Source organism: Paraburkholderia atlantica, assembly GCF_009362785.1.
In the GTDB taxonomy this organism is placed as follows: Bacteria; Pseudomonadota; Gammaproteobacteria; order Burkholderiales; family Burkholderiaceae; genus Paraburkholderia; species Paraburkholderia atlantica.
Window position 1 is genome coordinate 44,608 of the sequence record NZ_WHNQ01000038.1, and the last position, 14,910, is coordinate 59,517.

At 63.7% G+C, this 14,910-nt stretch carries 15 protein-coding genes; 4 read left to right on the forward strand and 11 right to left on the reverse strand.

Annotated features, from left to right (window positions below; genetic code table 11):
* Positions 1–16 precede the first annotated feature (16 nt).
* From GCT19_RS34010 to GCT19_RS34025, 4 genes are read right to left on the reverse strand one after another with little or no spacing between them, the layout of a single operon-like run.
* Positions 17–1,123: a phosphotransferase gene (locus GCT19_RS34010; RefSeq protein ID WP_018431483.1), complete on the reverse strand. Its 1,107-nt coding sequence runs from the start codon at positions 1,121–1,123 to the stop codon at positions 17–19.
* A 20-nt stretch (positions 1,124–1,143) separates the two neighbouring features.
* On the reverse strand, positions 1,144–1,860 hold the full coding sequence (locus GCT19_RS34015; RefSeq protein WP_018431482.1) for a histidine phosphatase family protein: 717 nt from the start codon (positions 1,858–1,860) through the stop codon (positions 1,144–1,146).
* Positions 1,861–1,881: 21 nt separating this feature from the next.
* Positions 1,882–2,670 carry an oxepin-CoA hydrolase, alternative type gene (locus GCT19_RS34020; RefSeq protein ID WP_152854386.1) on the reverse strand — a complete coding sequence of 263 codons (789 nt, stop codon included), beginning with the start codon at positions 2,668–2,670 and terminating at the stop codon, positions 1,882–1,884.
* The gene (locus GCT19_RS34025; RefSeq protein WP_152854387.1) at positions 2,667–4,223 is read right to left on the reverse strand and encodes a 3-hydroxyacyl-CoA dehydrogenase; all 1,557 of its coding nucleotides are present in this window, start codon (positions 4,221–4,223) and stop codon (positions 2,667–2,669) included. Before GCT19_RS34025 ends, GCT19_RS34020 begins: the two co-directional genes overlap by 4 nt.
* 127 nt (positions 4,224–4,350) lie before the next feature.
* Between GCT19_RS34025 and GCT19_RS34030 the strand changes: the two genes are divergently transcribed.
* Positions 4,351–4,998, forward strand: coding sequence for a glutathione S-transferase family protein (locus GCT19_RS34030; RefSeq protein WP_152854388.1), 648 nt, complete (start codon positions 4,351–4,353; stop codon positions 4,996–4,998).
* 109 nt (positions 4,999–5,107) lie between these two features.
* On the opposite strand, the gene GCT19_RS34035 is transcribed toward GCT19_RS34030, so the two are convergent.
* Together GCT19_RS34035 and GCT19_RS34040 are read right to left on the reverse strand one after the other, a co-directional pair.
* A complete protein-coding gene (locus tag GCT19_RS34035; RefSeq protein WP_013088963.1) occupies positions 5,108–6,280 on the reverse strand; it encodes a pyridoxal phosphate-dependent aminotransferase in 1,173 nt (390 codons plus the stop codon).
* 123 nt (positions 6,281–6,403) lie between these two features.
* Positions 6,404–6,925, reverse strand: a complete 522-nt coding sequence (locus GCT19_RS34040) for a putative toxin-antitoxin system toxin component, PIN family (RefSeq protein ID WP_152854389.1) — start codon at positions 6,923–6,925, stop codon at positions 6,404–6,406.
* A gap of 57 nt (positions 6,926–6,982) precedes the next feature.
* On the opposite strand from GCT19_RS34040, the gene yaaA reads away from it, so the two are divergent.
* Both yaaA and GCT19_RS34050 read left to right on the forward strand, forming a co-directional pair.
* Positions 6,983–7,765, forward strand: a complete 783-nt coding sequence (yaaA, locus tag GCT19_RS34045) for a peroxide stress protein YaaA (RefSeq protein WP_018431476.1) — start codon at positions 6,983–6,985, stop codon at positions 7,763–7,765.
* Between the two features lie 51 nt (positions 7,766–7,816).
* On the forward strand, positions 7,817–8,983 hold the full coding sequence (locus GCT19_RS34050; protein WP_152854390.1) for a M14 family metallopeptidase: 1,167 nt from the start codon (positions 7,817–7,819) through the stop codon (positions 8,981–8,983).
* Positions 8,984–9,098: 115 nt separating this feature from the next.
* Here GCT19_RS34050 and GCT19_RS34055 read toward each other — a convergent pair whose 3' ends face one another.
* The 4 genes from GCT19_RS34055 to GCT19_RS34070 form a co-directional block, all read right to left on the reverse strand.
* Positions 9,099–9,713, reverse strand: a complete 615-nt coding sequence (locus tag GCT19_RS34055) for a BspC domain-containing protein (protein ID WP_152854391.1) — start codon at positions 9,711–9,713, stop codon at positions 9,099–9,101.
* A 172-nt stretch (positions 9,714–9,885) separates the two neighbouring features.
* Positions 9,886–10,560 carry an energy-coupling factor ABC transporter permease gene (locus GCT19_RS34060; RefSeq protein ID WP_152854392.1) on the reverse strand — a complete coding sequence of 225 codons (675 nt, stop codon included), beginning with the start codon at positions 10,558–10,560 and terminating at the stop codon, positions 9,886–9,888.
* A 122-nt stretch (positions 10,561–10,682) separates the two neighbouring features.
* Positions 10,683–11,564 carry a response regulator transcription factor gene (locus GCT19_RS34065; RefSeq protein ID WP_152854393.1) on the reverse strand — a complete coding sequence of 294 codons (882 nt, stop codon included), beginning with the start codon at positions 11,562–11,564 and terminating at the stop codon, positions 10,683–10,685.
* A 214-nt stretch (positions 11,565–11,778) separates the two neighbouring features.
* A complete protein-coding gene (locus GCT19_RS34070) occupies positions 11,779–12,993 on the reverse strand; it encodes a DUF2863 family protein (protein ID WP_018431471.1) in 1,215 nt (404 codons plus the stop codon).
* 274 nt (positions 12,994–13,267) lie between these two features.
* On the opposite strand from GCT19_RS34070, the gene GCT19_RS34075 reads away from it, so the two are divergent.
* Positions 13,268–14,383: an AI-2E family transporter gene (locus GCT19_RS34075; protein ID WP_026227919.1), complete on the forward strand. Its 1,116-nt coding sequence runs from the start codon at positions 13,268–13,270 to the stop codon at positions 14,381–14,383.
* Between the two features lie 145 nt (positions 14,384–14,528).
* On the opposite strand, the gene GCT19_RS43690 is transcribed toward GCT19_RS34075, so the two are convergent.
* Positions 14,529–14,910 (reverse strand): hypothetical protein (locus tag GCT19_RS43690; RefSeq protein WP_227749393.1); only part of this gene is annotated, 382 nt, incomplete at its 5' end.

A 14,910-nucleotide genomic window follows, 5' to 3' on the forward strand; every position in this document is an offset into this window, starting at 1 on the left:
GGGCGAGCCCTCGTGTCTAAAGAACCTTCTGCGCGTAATGCCAGGCCAGTTCGGCCATCGGCTTCGCCCGCCGGCCGGCGTCGAGCGCCTGCGCGCTGGACGCGGTACCGTCGACGGCGCGCTTCATGATTCCTTGCAGGATCGCGGCGATGCGGAACATGTTGTAGGCCAGATAGAAGTTCCAGTCGCCACGAATCTCGAAGCCGGTGCGTTGGCAATAGCGCTCGACGTACCGCGCCTCATCGGGAATGCCGAGCGCGGCCCAATCGAGCCCCGCGATGCCGCGGAACTGCGCCGGGTCCACATGCCACGCCATGCAGTGATACGCGAAGTCGGCGAGCGGATCGCCGAGCGTCGACAGTTCCCAGTCGAGCACCGCGAGCACGCGCGGCTCGTTGCGATCGAAGATCAGGTTGTCGAGCCGGTAGTCGCCGTGCACGACCGACACGCGCTCGTTCGTGTCGGCCGGCATATGCTGCGGCAGCCATTCGATCAGCCGATGCATCGCGTCGATCGGTTCGGTCTCGGACGCCAGATACTGCTTGCTCCAGCGGCCGATCTGGCGGACGAAGTAATTGCCTGGCTTGCCGTAGTCGGCGAGGCCGGCGGCGCCGACGTCGACACTGTGCAACGCCGCGATCACGCGATTCATTTCGTCGTAGATCGCCGCGCGCTCGGCGGGCGTCATGCCGGGCAGCGATTGATCCCACAGCACGCGGCCTTCGACGAACTCCATTACGTAGAACGCGCGTCCGATCACGCTTTCGTCCTCGCACAGCGCGAGCATCCGTGCGACCGGCACGTCGGTGTCGGCGAGCGCATGCATTACGCGATATTCGCGTTCGATCGCGTGCGCGGACGGCAGCAGCTTCGCGGCGGGTCCGGGCTTCGCGCGCATCACGTACGAGCGTGACGGCGTGATCAGCTTGAACGTGGGATTGGATTGCCCGCCCGCGAATTGCTCGAGCGTCAGCGGTCCCGCGAAGCCGTCGACATGGCTAGCCAGCCACGCGGCGAGCGCATCGGTGTCGAAGCGTTGCCGCTCGTTGACCGGGCGGGTGCCCTCGAAAGCCGAGTAGTCCTGTTTGCCTGCGGGTTCGCCGGTCTGCGTGGCTTGCGCCATGTGTCTCCTCCAGTTCGGTGTCAGCTACGCTGGAATCGGATGAATTGTGCGTAGAGGATTTCCATCGTGGTGTTGCGAACGTCGCGATGCAGCGGCGACGGCGGTGAATAGTTGAGCATGCGCAGCACCCAGTCGCGCGGCGCGGCGCCGACATCGAGCGCATTGATGCAGCCGGTCGCCTGTGACAGATGACCGAAGAACGTGCGGCCGCCCGCCGTCAGCGCGTGCGACAGGATCGCGCGATTGACGCCGCCGTGCAGCACCAGCAGCACGGTGTCCCACGACGTGTCTGCGCGCAGCGCCGCGATGGCCGGCAGCACGCGATCGAACAGCTCGCCGATCGTTTCGCCGTCGAGAAAGCGCATGCTCTCCGGCACGATGCCGTCGAATACACCGAGAAACGCCGCCTCGATATCGCTCGGCGGAATGCTGCCGAGCCGCCCGCCGCGAATCTCCTGCAATGCGGGCTCGATCTCGGGTTCGATCTGCTGACCCGTTTCGACGAGCACGCGCCGCGCGGTTTCGATCGTGCGCGGCAAGCCGCTGACGATCACGCGGTCGAAGCGCACCTGCTGCTCGGCGAACACACGGCCCGCCGCGCTCGCCTGCTCGCGGCCGTTCGCGTTCAGCGGCACGGATTCGGGATCGATCGCGCGGCCGGAGTCGTCGAAGTAGGTGACGTCGCCGTGACGCATCAGGAAGATACGGCGCCGTTTCGGTAGTTGGTAGTCGGGCATGTCGGGCGGCTCTCTCGTCGCTTATTTATAGATCGGTGCGCGCTTTTCGAGGAACGCGCTGATGCCCTCGAGACCGTCGCGATGATGCAGCGACGCGACGAAGTTATCGCGCTCGGCGACCAGATGATCCGCGAGCGGCTGCGTGCCGGCCGCGGCGATCAACCCCTTGATGCGCGCGACCGAATTGGGTGAGATCGCGCCGATCTCGTCGGCCCACGTGAGCGCGTTATCGAGCGCGGCGCCGGCCTTGGTGAGCCGATTGACCACGCCGAGTTCGTGCAGCCGCGTGGCGCCGATCGGTTTGGCTTCGATCAGTATCTCGGTGGCCAGCTGACGCGGCAGCGATTGCGCGAGGAACCACGAGCCGCCGCCGTCGGGCGTCAAGCCGACGCGCGCGTACGACATCGCGAACTTGGCGTTGTCCGCGGCGACGATCAGATCGCAGGCGAGCGCGAGCGAAAATCCCGCGCCGGCCGCAGCGCCTTCGACCGCGGCAATGACCGGCTTCGACGACAGCCGCAGCGCCGAAATCCATTGCGCGAGCATGTCGATGCTATCGGCCTGCACGGACGGGTCTTTCGCGCGATTTTCGAGCAGCCGGTTCAGGTTGCCGCCCGCGCAGAAGAAGTCGTCGGCGCCGGTGATCACGACGGCACGAATCGACGGATCGCGCTCGACGGTATCGAATGCCTCGATGCCCGCCGCGTACATATCGGGATGCAGCGCGTTGCGCGCACCGGGATTCGAGAGCGTGAGGACCAGCGTGGATTCGCTGCTGGCGGGGCGTGAAGCGAGCAGGGCGGCGCTCATGATGGGGTCTCCGTTTGAATGTCGGCGGCGTCTCGCTGGGTGAGCGACAGGCCGAGTTGCGCGCGTCTTGCGAGCCACGGCGACGGCCGATAGCGCGGTTCGCCGAGCACGCTGTGCATGTTGCGCAGGATCGTGAGAATGGTGGTGGCGCCGAGCGCATCGCCGAGCGCGAGCGGTCCGCGCGGATAGCCGAGACCGAGCATCACGGCGAGGTCGATGTCCTGCGGCGTCGCGATCTGCTTTTGCGCAATCTCGCAGCCGATATTGACGATCGTCGCGACCACCCGCTGCGCGACGAAGCCGGTCGAATCGCGGATCACGGTCACGGGAATGCCGTCGGCGGTGAACAGCGCATGCGCGCTATCGCGCGCGGCGCGTGTCGTGGCCGGCGTGGTCATCAGCGTGCGGCGTTGCGCGCCGACGAGCGGGAACAGTGCGTCGACGGCGACGACGCGGCTCGCGTCGAGCCCTTCGTCGACCGCGGCGGTGGTCGCGTCGTGGCCGAACGGCGTGACGACGATCAGTGAACCGGCGGCGGGCGTTGCGCCTTCGTCGAGCTTCACGCCCGCTTTGCCGAGCAGTTGCACGACGGCCTGATACGCGTCGCGGTAGCGCTGGCTGACCCACACGCTTTGCGGCAGCGTGGTCGGCGCGGGCGCTTCGGCGGGAACCTGCTGCTTGCCGTCCACGTAGCGGTAAAAACCTTCGCCGCTCTTGCGGCCGAGCAGTCCGCCCGACAGCCGCATGCCCGTAATCGGCGACGGCGTATAGCGCGGTTCTTCGTAGAACTGGTGATAGATCGACTCCATCACCGGATGCGACACGTCGAGCGCGGTTAGGTCCAGCAGCTCGAACGGCCCGAGGCGAAAGCCGGCCTGCTCGCGCATGATGCGATCGATGTCCGCAAAGCTCGCGACACCTTCGCTCGCCACGCGCAAGCCCTCGGTATTCATGCCGCGGCCCGCGTGATTGACGATGAAGCCGGGCATGTCCTTCGCGCGCACCGGCGTGTGACCCATGCGGCGCGCGAGATCCATTAGCGCGTCGCCGGCCTCGGGGTCGCTGCGCAGGCCGTCGATCACTTCGACGACCTTCATCAGCGGCACCGGATTGAAGAAGTGATAGCCGACCACGCGCGACGGATCGGTGCAGCCCGCGGCAATCGCGGTGATCGACAGCGACGACGTGTTCGACGCGAGGATGCAGCGGCCGCTGACCACGGTTTCGAGCTCACGAAACAGCGCCTGCTTCACGTCGAGCTTTTCGACGATCGCCTCGACGATCAGATCGCAGCCGACCAGTTCGCTCACTGCCTGCACGCCGCTGACGTTCGCGAGCGCGGCGAGCGAGCGCGATTGCTCGAGCTTGCCTTTGGCCGTCAATTTGGCGAAGGTCTCCGCGAGATAGTCGCGCGCGGCGCCGACGGCGGCCGCGTTGGTGTCGTAGAGCCGCACACGCAGACCAGCGAGCGCCGCGATCTGCGCGATCCCGCGGCCCATCGCGCCAGTGCCGACGATGCCGATGGTCTCGATGCTGAAATTGCGAGAGTTCATTGAGATGGCCGACTCCATGGGTATTTTAGAATAGCACGCTCGTACAGTTTCTTGGATGATTCGATGGAAAGCCGCTGCTTCAACCTCGACGCGCGGTCTCACACACCATGACACAAGGAGACACCCGATGATCAAGCTGTGCGGTTTTGCCCTTTCCAACTACTACAACAAGGTCAAGTTCGTGCTGCTCGAACACAGCATCGACTTCGAGGAGCATTTCGTGAAGCCGAGTCAGAACGAAGCGCTGCTCGAGCATTCGCCGCTCGGCAAGGTGCCATACCTGCAGACCGAGCACGGCGACCTGTGCGAGTCGCAGTGCATCGTCGAATATCTGGCCGCGCGTTTTCCCGACAAGCGGATCTTCTCCGCCGATCCGTGGCAGGCCGCCAAGGAACGCGAAATGATCTTCTTCGTCGATGTGCATCTCGAGCTGACGGTGCGCAATCTGTACAAGGAAGCGTTTTTCGGCGGCACGGTCAGCGACGCGACGAAAGGGCGCGTCGAGAATCTGCTCACGCACCACATCGCCGGCTTCAAGCGGATCGCGAAGTTGGCGCCGTATCTGTGCGGCGAGAACTTCAGCGTCGCGGATACCGCCGGCTACGTAAACCTGCCGCTCGTCGGTATGGCGACGCAGACCATTTACGGCCGCGATTTTCTGCTCGAAGCGGGGATCGACTGGAAGAGCTACGTGAAGATGATCAACGCGCGGCCGGCTGCGCAGCGCGTGACCGAGGATCGCAAGGCCTATGTCGCGGCGTCGCGTGCGTCCTGAGGGGATGACGGCAGTGCGGTGAAGCGCGCATGGGTGTGAAGGGCACACCCATGCCGCAAAGCGCGATGGCAAGGAACGTAGGTTCGTTCGTGGCATCGCGCGAGGCATCCTAGAGCCGCGCGAGCCGTTCGAGCGCGGTAGCGAGTGTGCCTTCCTGCTTGGCGAAGCAGAAGCGCACCACGCCAGACTCATGCGCCTCGTGATAGAACGCCGAGACCGGAATTGCCGCGACGCCGATTTCGCCGGTCAGCCATTGCGCGAATTCGGCCTCAGGCAGGTTGCTGATCGCCGAATAGTCGACGCACTGAAAATACGTGCCCGTGCACGGCAGCAACCTGAAGCGCGAATTCGCGAGGCCCGCGCGGAAGAAGTCGCGCTTGCGCTGATAGAACGCCGGTAGCTCCAGATACGGCGCCGGGTCCAACATGTAATCGGCGAGGCCGATCTGCATCGGCGTGTTGACGGTGAACACGTTGAACTGGTGCACCTTGCGGAACTCGGCGGTCAGCGCGGCGGGCGCGGCCACATAGCCGACTTTCCAGCCGGTCACGTGGTAGGTCTTGCCGAAGCTCGACACGACGAAGCTGCGCTGCGCGAGTTCCGGATAGCGCGCGACGCTTTCATGCGGCGCGCCGTCGTAGACCATGTGCTCGTACACCTCGTCGGACAGGATCAGCACGTTGGTGCCGCGCACGATCTCCTCGAGCTTGCGCATGTCCTGTTCGCGCCATACCGTGCCGGTCGGATTGTGCGGCGTGTTGATCATGATGAGCCGCGTCTTCGGCGTGATCGCGGCGGCGAGCTTGTCGAACGGGATCGCGTAGTCGGGTGCGTCGAGCGTGACGAAGACCGGCTTGCCGCCCGCCAGTTCGATCGACGGCAGATAGCTGTCGTAGGTCGGTTCGATCACGATCACTTCGTCGCCCGCGTGGACCGTGCAGAGAATCGCGGTCAGCAACGCCTGCGTGGCGCCCGCGGTCACGGTAATTTCGCTATTGGCGTCGTAGCGGCGGCCGTACAGATTCGCGATCTTGTCCGAAATCGCCTGACGCAGCGGCAGCACGCCTGCCATCGGCGGATACTGGTTATGGCCGTCGCGCATCGCGTTCGCGACCGCGTCGACGATGCGCGGATCGCAGGCGAAGTCGGGAAAGCCCTGACCCAGGTTCACCGCGCCTTTTTCCGCGGCGAGCGCGCTCATCACGGTGAAAATCGTCGTGCCGACGTTCGGCAGGCGAGATGGAAACGTGGGGCTCGTGGGCGTGTCGTGCGGTGCGTTCATGGCGTCGTGGGTAGCGGGGCGATAAGGGTTGGCCTGGTTTGTCCGGATTCTCGAACAGTCGTTGCGAAGGGCGAAGCCTGATTGTAGGGAATCGCGACAGGCTGTGCGCGCCGCGGGTGTCATCTACGGACGGCCGATCCACGCGCTGACGGGCTCGCCCCCAGCATTCTGCACGATGCCGGCTTCCGCGGCGAACGGTGCCGGTTGCGCGATTCTGAAGCCGAAATCGCGCGCGATGCGTTTCGCGAGTTTCAGCACCGCACGATCTTTCGACACGAGCCAGTCGGCCCGTGCCGCATGCGCGAGCTCGAGAAACTTCTGGTCGTCGCGATCCTTGCATTGGGGCAGCGGCCGGGCGTTATCGGTGGGCTCGGTCGGCCCAGGCAGCTCGACCAATTGCGCCAGCCGCGCGACGACGGCGAGCGCAGCGGCTTTGTCGACGTTGCGATGCGCGAACTGCGGATAGTCGAGCACGTAGGCGAGCTCGGCGAGGCAGCGCGCGTCGATTAGCGCGGCGAGCGCGCCGCTTTCGAGCGCGGCGGCGATCGACCGCGTGTGCGGGTCGTCGAATACGAGAATATCGATCCACACGTTGGAATCGAGTACGACGCGCAACGCGCCGCTTGAGGCGGGGGAACCGGGCATTCGTTACAATCGGGCTTTCGTCTTTGACCACCAGGCACGGCGTGCCTGCAAGCCTCTATGATAATCGTTCTGTCGCCGGCGAAATCGCTCGACTACGACACCCCGCCGCACGTCAAAAAGCACACGATCCCCGATTTCGTCGACGACGCCGCCGAACTGATCAGCGGCCTGCGCCGTTTGTCCCCGCAACAGATCGCTTCGCTGATGAGCATTTCCGATCAGCTCGCGCACCTCAATTTCCAGCGTTACGCGGACTGGTCGCCGCAATTCGGCACGCACAACGCCAAGCAGGCGGTGCTCGCTTTCAACGGCGACGTGTACGAAGGTTTCGATGCGAAGACTCTGTCGTCGGCCGATCTCGACTATGCGCAGAATCATGTGCGCGTGCTGTCGGGTCTCTATGGCCTGCTGCGTCCGCTCGATCTGCTGCAGCCGTACCGGCTCGAAATGGGCACGCGCTTCGTCAATCCGCGCGGCAAGGATCTCTACGCGTTCTGGGGCGAGCGGATCACGCACGCGTTGAACGCGCAGTTGGAGAAGAATGCGGCTGCCTCGCGCGTGCTGGTCAATTGCGCTTCGGGCGAATACTTCAAGTCGGTCAAGCCGAAGCTGCTCGACGCGCCGGTCGTAACGCCGGTGTTCGAAGACTGGAAGGGCGGCCGCTACAAGATCATCAGCTTCCATGCAAAACGCGCGCGCGGCTTGATGGCGCGCTTCGCGGTGGAAAACCGCCTCGATCGTCCCGAGCAGCTGAAGGACTTCGACACCGAAGGCTACGCGTTCAGCGCCGAAGCTTCGAACGACTCCACTTTCGTTTTTCGCCGCCGCGTTGCGGAATGAGCATGCCGCTGCGCTAAAAAAGCAGCGCGCATTCAGGCAGGGAAGACTCTGATGACGTTATCGATTACGAGCAATTTCGACGCAGGCGCGATTGATGTGCTGTCCTGCGAAGACGCCAGCAATATTCGCCTGCGCGTGCGTCCGGACAGCCACGCGGAGTTCGCGCAGTGGTTCTATTTCCGCCTGTCGGGCGCGGCGGGCGAGCGCTGCGTGATGAGCTTCGAGAACGCCGCCGCGTGTGCGTTCGCGGAGGGCTGGCGCGACTATCGGGCGGTCGCGAGCTATGACCGCGTGAACTGGTTTCGCGTGCCGACCTCGTACGACGGCCGCGTGCTGACGATCGACCATACGCCCGATTTCGACAGCATCTACTACGCGTACTTCGAACCGTACAGCGAGGAGCGACATGCCGAGTTTCTCGGCGCCGTGCAGCAGATGCCGCACGCGTCGCTGACCGAGCTCGGCAAGACGGTCGAAGGGCGGCCGATTTCGCTGCTCACGCTCGGTACGCCGCCCGCGGACGATGCCGCCAACGCCGCGCCCAAAAAGAACATCTGGCTGATTGCCCGCCAGCATCCGGGCGAGACGATGGCCGAATGGTTCATCGAAGGGCTCGTGAAGCGCCTCGTGGGCTGGGGAGACTGGGCGGGCGACCCGGTCGCGCGCAAGCTGTACGATCACGCGGTGTTTCACATCGTGCCGAACATGAATCCGGACGGCAGCGTGCGCGGCAATCTGCGCACCAATGCGGCCGGCGCGAACCTGAATCGCGAATGGATGGAGCCGGACGCCGCGCGCAGTCCCGAGGTGCTGGTGGTGCGCGAAGCGATTCACGCGACGGGCTGCGACCTGTTCTTCGATATTCATGGCGACGAGGCGTTGCCGTATGTGTTCGTCGCGGGCTCCGAAATGCTGCCGGGCTTTACCGAGCGGCAGGGGCGCGAGCAGAAGGCGTTCATCGAGGCGTTCAAGCACGCGAGTCCGGATTTTCAGGACAAGTATGGCTATGCGGCGAGCAAGTATCGCGAGGATGCGTTGAAGCTTGCGTCGAAGTACATCGGCAACGAATTCGGCTGTCTGTCGTTGACGTTGGAAATGCCGTTCAAGGACAACGCGAATCTGCCCGACGAGCGGGTGGGCTGGAACGGTGAGCGCAGCGCGTCGCTTGGCGCCGCGATGTTGCAGGCGATTCTGCGTCACGTGGAGACGTTCGCCTGAACAAGCGGACGGCTGGACATAAAAAACGAGGCACGCACGGAAAAAGTGCGTGCCTCGTTTTTCATTGGGGCGACTGTTCGGACGGTGGCGCGCCCCGATCAGCGCCCAGATGCGGTTAGCTCTTCTTCTTCGAGCTCTTGTTTGCCGATTTGCTCGACGTCGTGCGCGAGGAGTGGCCCGAGCCTGACTTCGACGACTTCTTCGGCGTTTTGCCGCCGACCGCGTGCTTGCCTTTGCCGCTTTTGTGCTTGCCCGATCCCTCGCTGCGCGCGCGGTTCGGCGGCACCGGGTCGTTCCAGCTGAACGCGAGCATCTGCGAGCCGACGTATCCGCAGCGGAATTTCAGATCGGCCGGCTCGCCCGAGTTGTTCTGGCGCACGCCGACACCTTCGACGGTGACGATGCTGTCCACCTTGACGCGCTGCTTGCCTTCGTCGAACGAGTCGTTCCACGGCGTGACGGACGAGTGCGCGCTGTCGAACGAACTGGACGGAAATTCGACGTGGTCGAACGCGGTCGACGTGCTCGCGACGAAGTCGCCATGCGCGGCGCAGTCCGCGACGAGCGGATCCGCGTGCATTTCGGTGATAAATCTTTTGACGAGGTCGTTGTGCTGTTCAAGCTGATCAGCGAATGCGGGAGCCGCGCAGTTGAGCGAGAGACTCGCTGCGCAGGCCGCCAACCGGCCGATCACCCGCAGCAACCGGCTCGGTACATTGGTGCGATCCATCTAGTTCTTTAGACGCAAGTGGGAGATGAGGCAAATAAGATGCCCCGCGCAAGGGTTGAGTTCAATGTTGCTGCAAATATTCTGTCCGGTCCTGATGGGCGCGCCCGGAAAGTCTGCGGCGGCGAGGCGCTGATTATCACAGATCCGCCGCACGCGACGCCAAAGCGCATTCTCAGGTGCGCGGGCCGCCCAGGCGATAGCGCCGGACGTCGTAGGTGGTAACCCACGCCGGACGGTAGACCGCGATTAGCGCGGTCGCCATGCCAGTGAACCATGCTTCGCCGGTGGCGAGCAGCAGCACGCTGAGCGCGTAGCCGACCGGCACCACGGTCATCGAGCCGCCGGACACCGCGATATGAATGGCGAGCGCTGCCGCGGCGGTGAACGACACGGCGATGGCGGGCGAAACGAAGCCCTGGCCGAAGATGAACATGAAAAGGTTGCGCGGCAGCCACGCGGTGCAGATGCGCTGGAGCAAGGTCGACACGGCGACGGGCAGGGCGCCGTAGACGAGGAACGTCAGCGCGATGCCCTGCCACGGCGCATCGAAGACGACGGCGGCGAGACCCGTGACCACCGCCATCGCGATCACAGCAAGCCCCCAGTCGAATAGAGTGACGACGAGCGTGGCGCCGAGAAGATGCATCACGGTACCGTCGTCGAGCCAGGCGTTGCTCGCCCACAGCACCGACACTGCGACGATTATCGCGAGCCAGACATGCTGGAGCGTGCCGTCCTGAAGTCTTTTGAAAGGATTTTTCCACAGCGCGAGCGCGATCACCATCGCAGTGGCAGTCCAGCCACCGACAGCGACCCAGAACGGAAGCGGTGTGTAGAGGAAACCCATGTGTCTCATATTACTCGTTGGACGACAAAAGGTGTGAGCGGATTCCATGCCAGCCCACCCTCAGCGCGCATGCCACTGCGGGCATGCGGATGTTCCAACCCATACGCGCGGAGCGACCCGCGTCATGCGGAGTCCGGCCTGATCGGCTTCCGCGCGGGCCTGCCGTTTGGGGTTTCACCGTACGACGTGGCGGGCTCCGCGGCCATCGGCAGCGCGCTGCTGGTGTCGCTGCCGGGCAACGGATACTGGAACCGCGCGCGTTGGCGCCGCCGGAGCGGAACCGGGCCAGGCTGCCCGCGGACGACCGGCCGCGCGCTGTGCTCGCCGTTGTTGCGCAGCACTTGCAAATGATTGGTGAGCCAGCCGTTGTAAAGCGCGACTGCGGCGGCGCGATTGGGCGCGCCGAGTTGCTGGAATATGCTCGTCAGGTGGATCTTGACCGTGCCTTCGCTAATGCCGAGCGTGCGTGCGATCATCTTGTTGGTGCTGCCCATGTGCACGCAGCGCATGATCTGCTCTTGTCGCGGCGACAGCCCGCTCGAGAGTTTGTTGCGGCGGGGCGGCGGACTTTCTTCATCGAACGTGCGGATCGCGGTATCGGTTGGCAGCGGCGGATCGATCGCCAGCGCGCCGGGCGGCACGTAGTGACCGCCGAGCAGCACCATTTCCAATGCGCGCACGATCAGGCAGGGATCGGTGTCGCGTGGAACGACGCCGAGCACACCCTCGTCCATCAGCGCACGCACGAGCGCGGGCAAGGTCCCGTCGGTGAGCACGCTGATGCGCAGGTCGGGAAAGTGACTGAGCAGCGCGCGAACTTGTGCAACCGACATCCAGTTCTCCCAGTCGATCACGACGAGATCCGGCCGATAACGCTTGAACGGACGTTCGAGCAGACGCCATTCATCGGCCTCGGTGAAGCGCGCCAGCCGGTCGATCTGCCGCAGCAAGGCTTTGAGTCCATCACGTCGTTCTGCGTTTGAATTGAGAATCGCGAAGCGCATGCATGTCTCCAGATGTTTCGGGCGGAATGGCGCGACGCATCTCTCGGACTCATGAAGCTGACTCGATCACGGCGATGCGTCACCGTGCCTATGATGACAAATTCCCTCCGTTTTGACGGCTGTCCAAAAGGCATAAGAAAAGCGGACATTCAACGAAAAAAGCCCCGTCTATACGGGGCTTTTTCGCGATAAGGCGTGGATATCGACGTCGGGACTAGTGGAAATGCGGTTGCGCGGGCTCGGCATCCTCTGGCATTTCCGCGTGGACGATTTCGCCGAGCGGGTCCGCATACAGCGGCACGCCGCAGTCGTCGCAATATTCCGGCTCGAACCGGCCCGCGTGGCGGCGTACATCCGTGATGCCGGTTTCCTTCAGCAGCGCGACGATTTCCTCGAGCGGCTCGTCCGAGCCGGTGACTTCCTCCGGCTCCTCGTCGATGCCCGCCTCGCCGTTTTCGCGGCCGTAGAGCGGCCACACCACACCGTAGATCACGTCGTTGCTGCCCTTGCGCGTGAAGCCGACGCGGTATTCGTCGATGCGCCGTTCACCGAAACCGGCGACCACCGCGCGCAGGTCCTGCGGCGTCGCGCCAATCGTGTCGAAAAGATAACGCACGGCGGTACGCACGGTGTGCGGACGCACACTTTCGTCGGCGTCGCGGCAGGCCGAGTAGTACGCATCCGGCAGCAGACATTCGAATTCGCAGCCCGGGAGCACGACCGACAGGTTCGCGCCGCCTTGCGTGGCCCATTGCTCGAGACATTGCCCGCGCTCGATGCGCGTACCGTGCTCTTCTTCCTGCCAGCGGAACGTCGCTTCGCCGACGGGCGCGGCGACTACGGCAAGCAGAAAGCGCGGGTCCGCCAGAATCGGCGACGTCTCCGGCAGTTCGCCGAAATTGAGCTTCGCGTTGCCGCCGCTGACCGCGGCTTGCGCAAGTTGCTGGGCGATGCGCCACGTTTCGACGTGATGGCGCGGCAACTGGTCGATGCTGTACAGGAACGGAGCCATTGCCACTCGCGTGTTCGCGGCGAGCACATGCGCTTGCAGGTGTGCGCGCAAGGCGTCGGCGGCGTCGGACTTGAGCGGGCCGGACGGAATCACGTAGCGGGTCCAGGCGAGCACGGGAGCGGCGATCAGCAGCGCTTCGTAAGACACGCCTTCGTGTTCGATGACGAACGATTCGCTATGCGTTTCCGCCATGTCGGCCAGCGCGCCGTAGGCATCCGGATGGTTTTGCTGCAGATGGTCGAGCGCTGCGTCCAGCGTGGTCTGGTTGGCATTGCGCACGATTTTGGCCAGCAGCGCGTCGAGCTTTGCTTCCCAGAAGCGATCTTCGGTACGGCTGCCCGACGCGAAAAGCGCGAGCGAGAGACCGACGAGCTTGTCGGCGTCGGGAGGGAGACGTTTGGCGATTCGCGAGCGCATAAATCCAGAAAAATTGGGGGCACGGAACCTTATATTCTAGTCTTTTCCAGGCAGCTATATGGCTTGCTCGGCAATCTTGGGGCAGATTCGAGCTCTTTCATCCCAAAAAATGCGTTCGCCACCGACACGGTCGCACGCGACTCGTCACGCCTGGGCCGGATGGGATAAGACACCCCAGACGCCCGACTCGCTTCTATACTGACGGCGTTCAGCGGGCGCCTGACGGGCGTGTGTCATTTGATCGCCACGTCTGGCGCAATAGGGGAGATCCATCGTGAAATCGGACCAACTAATCGAGCGACTTGCGGCGGTATTTGCATTGATTGTGCTCGTCGGTGGGTCGTTGCTGGTGCTGGCGCCATTTACGACTGCGCTGCTGTGGGGAGCCATCCTCAGCTACAGTTCCTGGGGCCTTTACCGGCGGCTCACCGGGGTCGTTGGCGGCCGCCGCAAGCTGGCCGCGACCATGATCGTGCTGATCATTCTGGTCGTGGTGCTCGGGCCGTTCGTCTATGCGGGTTTTGCGTTTGGCGCGCATGTTCACGAGATCGTCGCGCTGGTGCAAAGACTTTTCGAGTCGGGGTTGCCCGATCTGCCGCCGTGGGTGCAGCGGATCCCGCTGGTTGGTTCGAGCATCGAGGCCTTTTGGGAGCGCTTGACCAGCAGCAATTCTGAGCTGATTGCGCAGTTGCGCACGCTCGCCGCGCCGGCTGGCAAATGGATTCTGGCGGCGGCGCTTGCGGTGACGCATGGGCTGGGGCTGCTCGCGTTGAGCATTGTGCTGGCCTTCTTCTTTTATACCGGTGGCGAGGGTGCGGCCGCCTGGCTGAACGCCGGCATGCGTCGAGTCGCTGGTGAGCGTGCAGAGTATCTTCTGGCGCTGGCGGGCAGCACGGTGAAGGGTGTGGTCTACGGGATTCTTGGTACGGCCCTCGTGCAGGGGGTTCTCGCGGGATTCGGTTTCTGGATGGCCGGTGTACCGGCGCCGGCGTTGCTAGGGCTCGTGACGTTTTTTCTGTCGGTGGTACCGGGCGGTCCGGTCGTAGTCTGGTTGCCGGCTGCGATCTGGTTGTATCAGGGTGGGTCGACTGGATGGGCGATTTTTCTGGTGGTGTGGGGGCTGCTCGTAGTAGGCATGGCCGACAACGTCATCAAGCCCATCCTGATTGGCAAGAACAGCGACATGCCGTTGATTCTGGTCATGCTTGGCATTCTCGGCGGCGCGTTTGCGTTCGGTTTTCTTGGTGTTTTCATCGGCCCAACGTTGCTGGCGGTAGCTCATACCGTGCTGCATGATTGGACGATCGGCGCATCCGCCGCGCAGACGCAGGCGCCAGAAGCGAAAGCACCAGCGATAGAAGATCCGGGCCGTGTCGGAAAGACTCCTTAAGGAAAACCCGCTTAAGGGAAACCCTAGGATTTCACTTGCAAGTTCTGGCCGCGGCGACTAGAATTCCGCTCTTTCGTGCTCCGGACGCCGGGGCGCGGGGAAGCGGGAAGCCTTTGCTGGCGAGGGCTTCGGCGGCGTGGGCAGGTTAAGCAAGTGATAAAAACCTGTTGACGATCCGGCGGAAGTTCTTCATAATCTCGCTTCTCTGCTGCAGACGCAGCGACGCAAGCGAAGCAGTGCCGGGTAGTGGTGGTTCAGGCGCTGCGGGTTTCGCGGATCGATCTTTAAAAACTAACAGCCGATAAGTGTGGGCGCTTGATGCGGAATGCGGCGGCGGATTCTCCGGGGTCTGCTGCAAGGCAAAAGTATCAGAAGCCTCACACAGTATTAGAGGAAGGTTTATCTGTCGAAAGACGGATTGATCATCGTCAGTACGTTGAGTGAGCGACCGGTTCATAACTGAACCGAAAACAGTAACAGGTTTGAACTGAAGAGTTTGATCCTGGCTCAGATTGAACGCTGGCGGC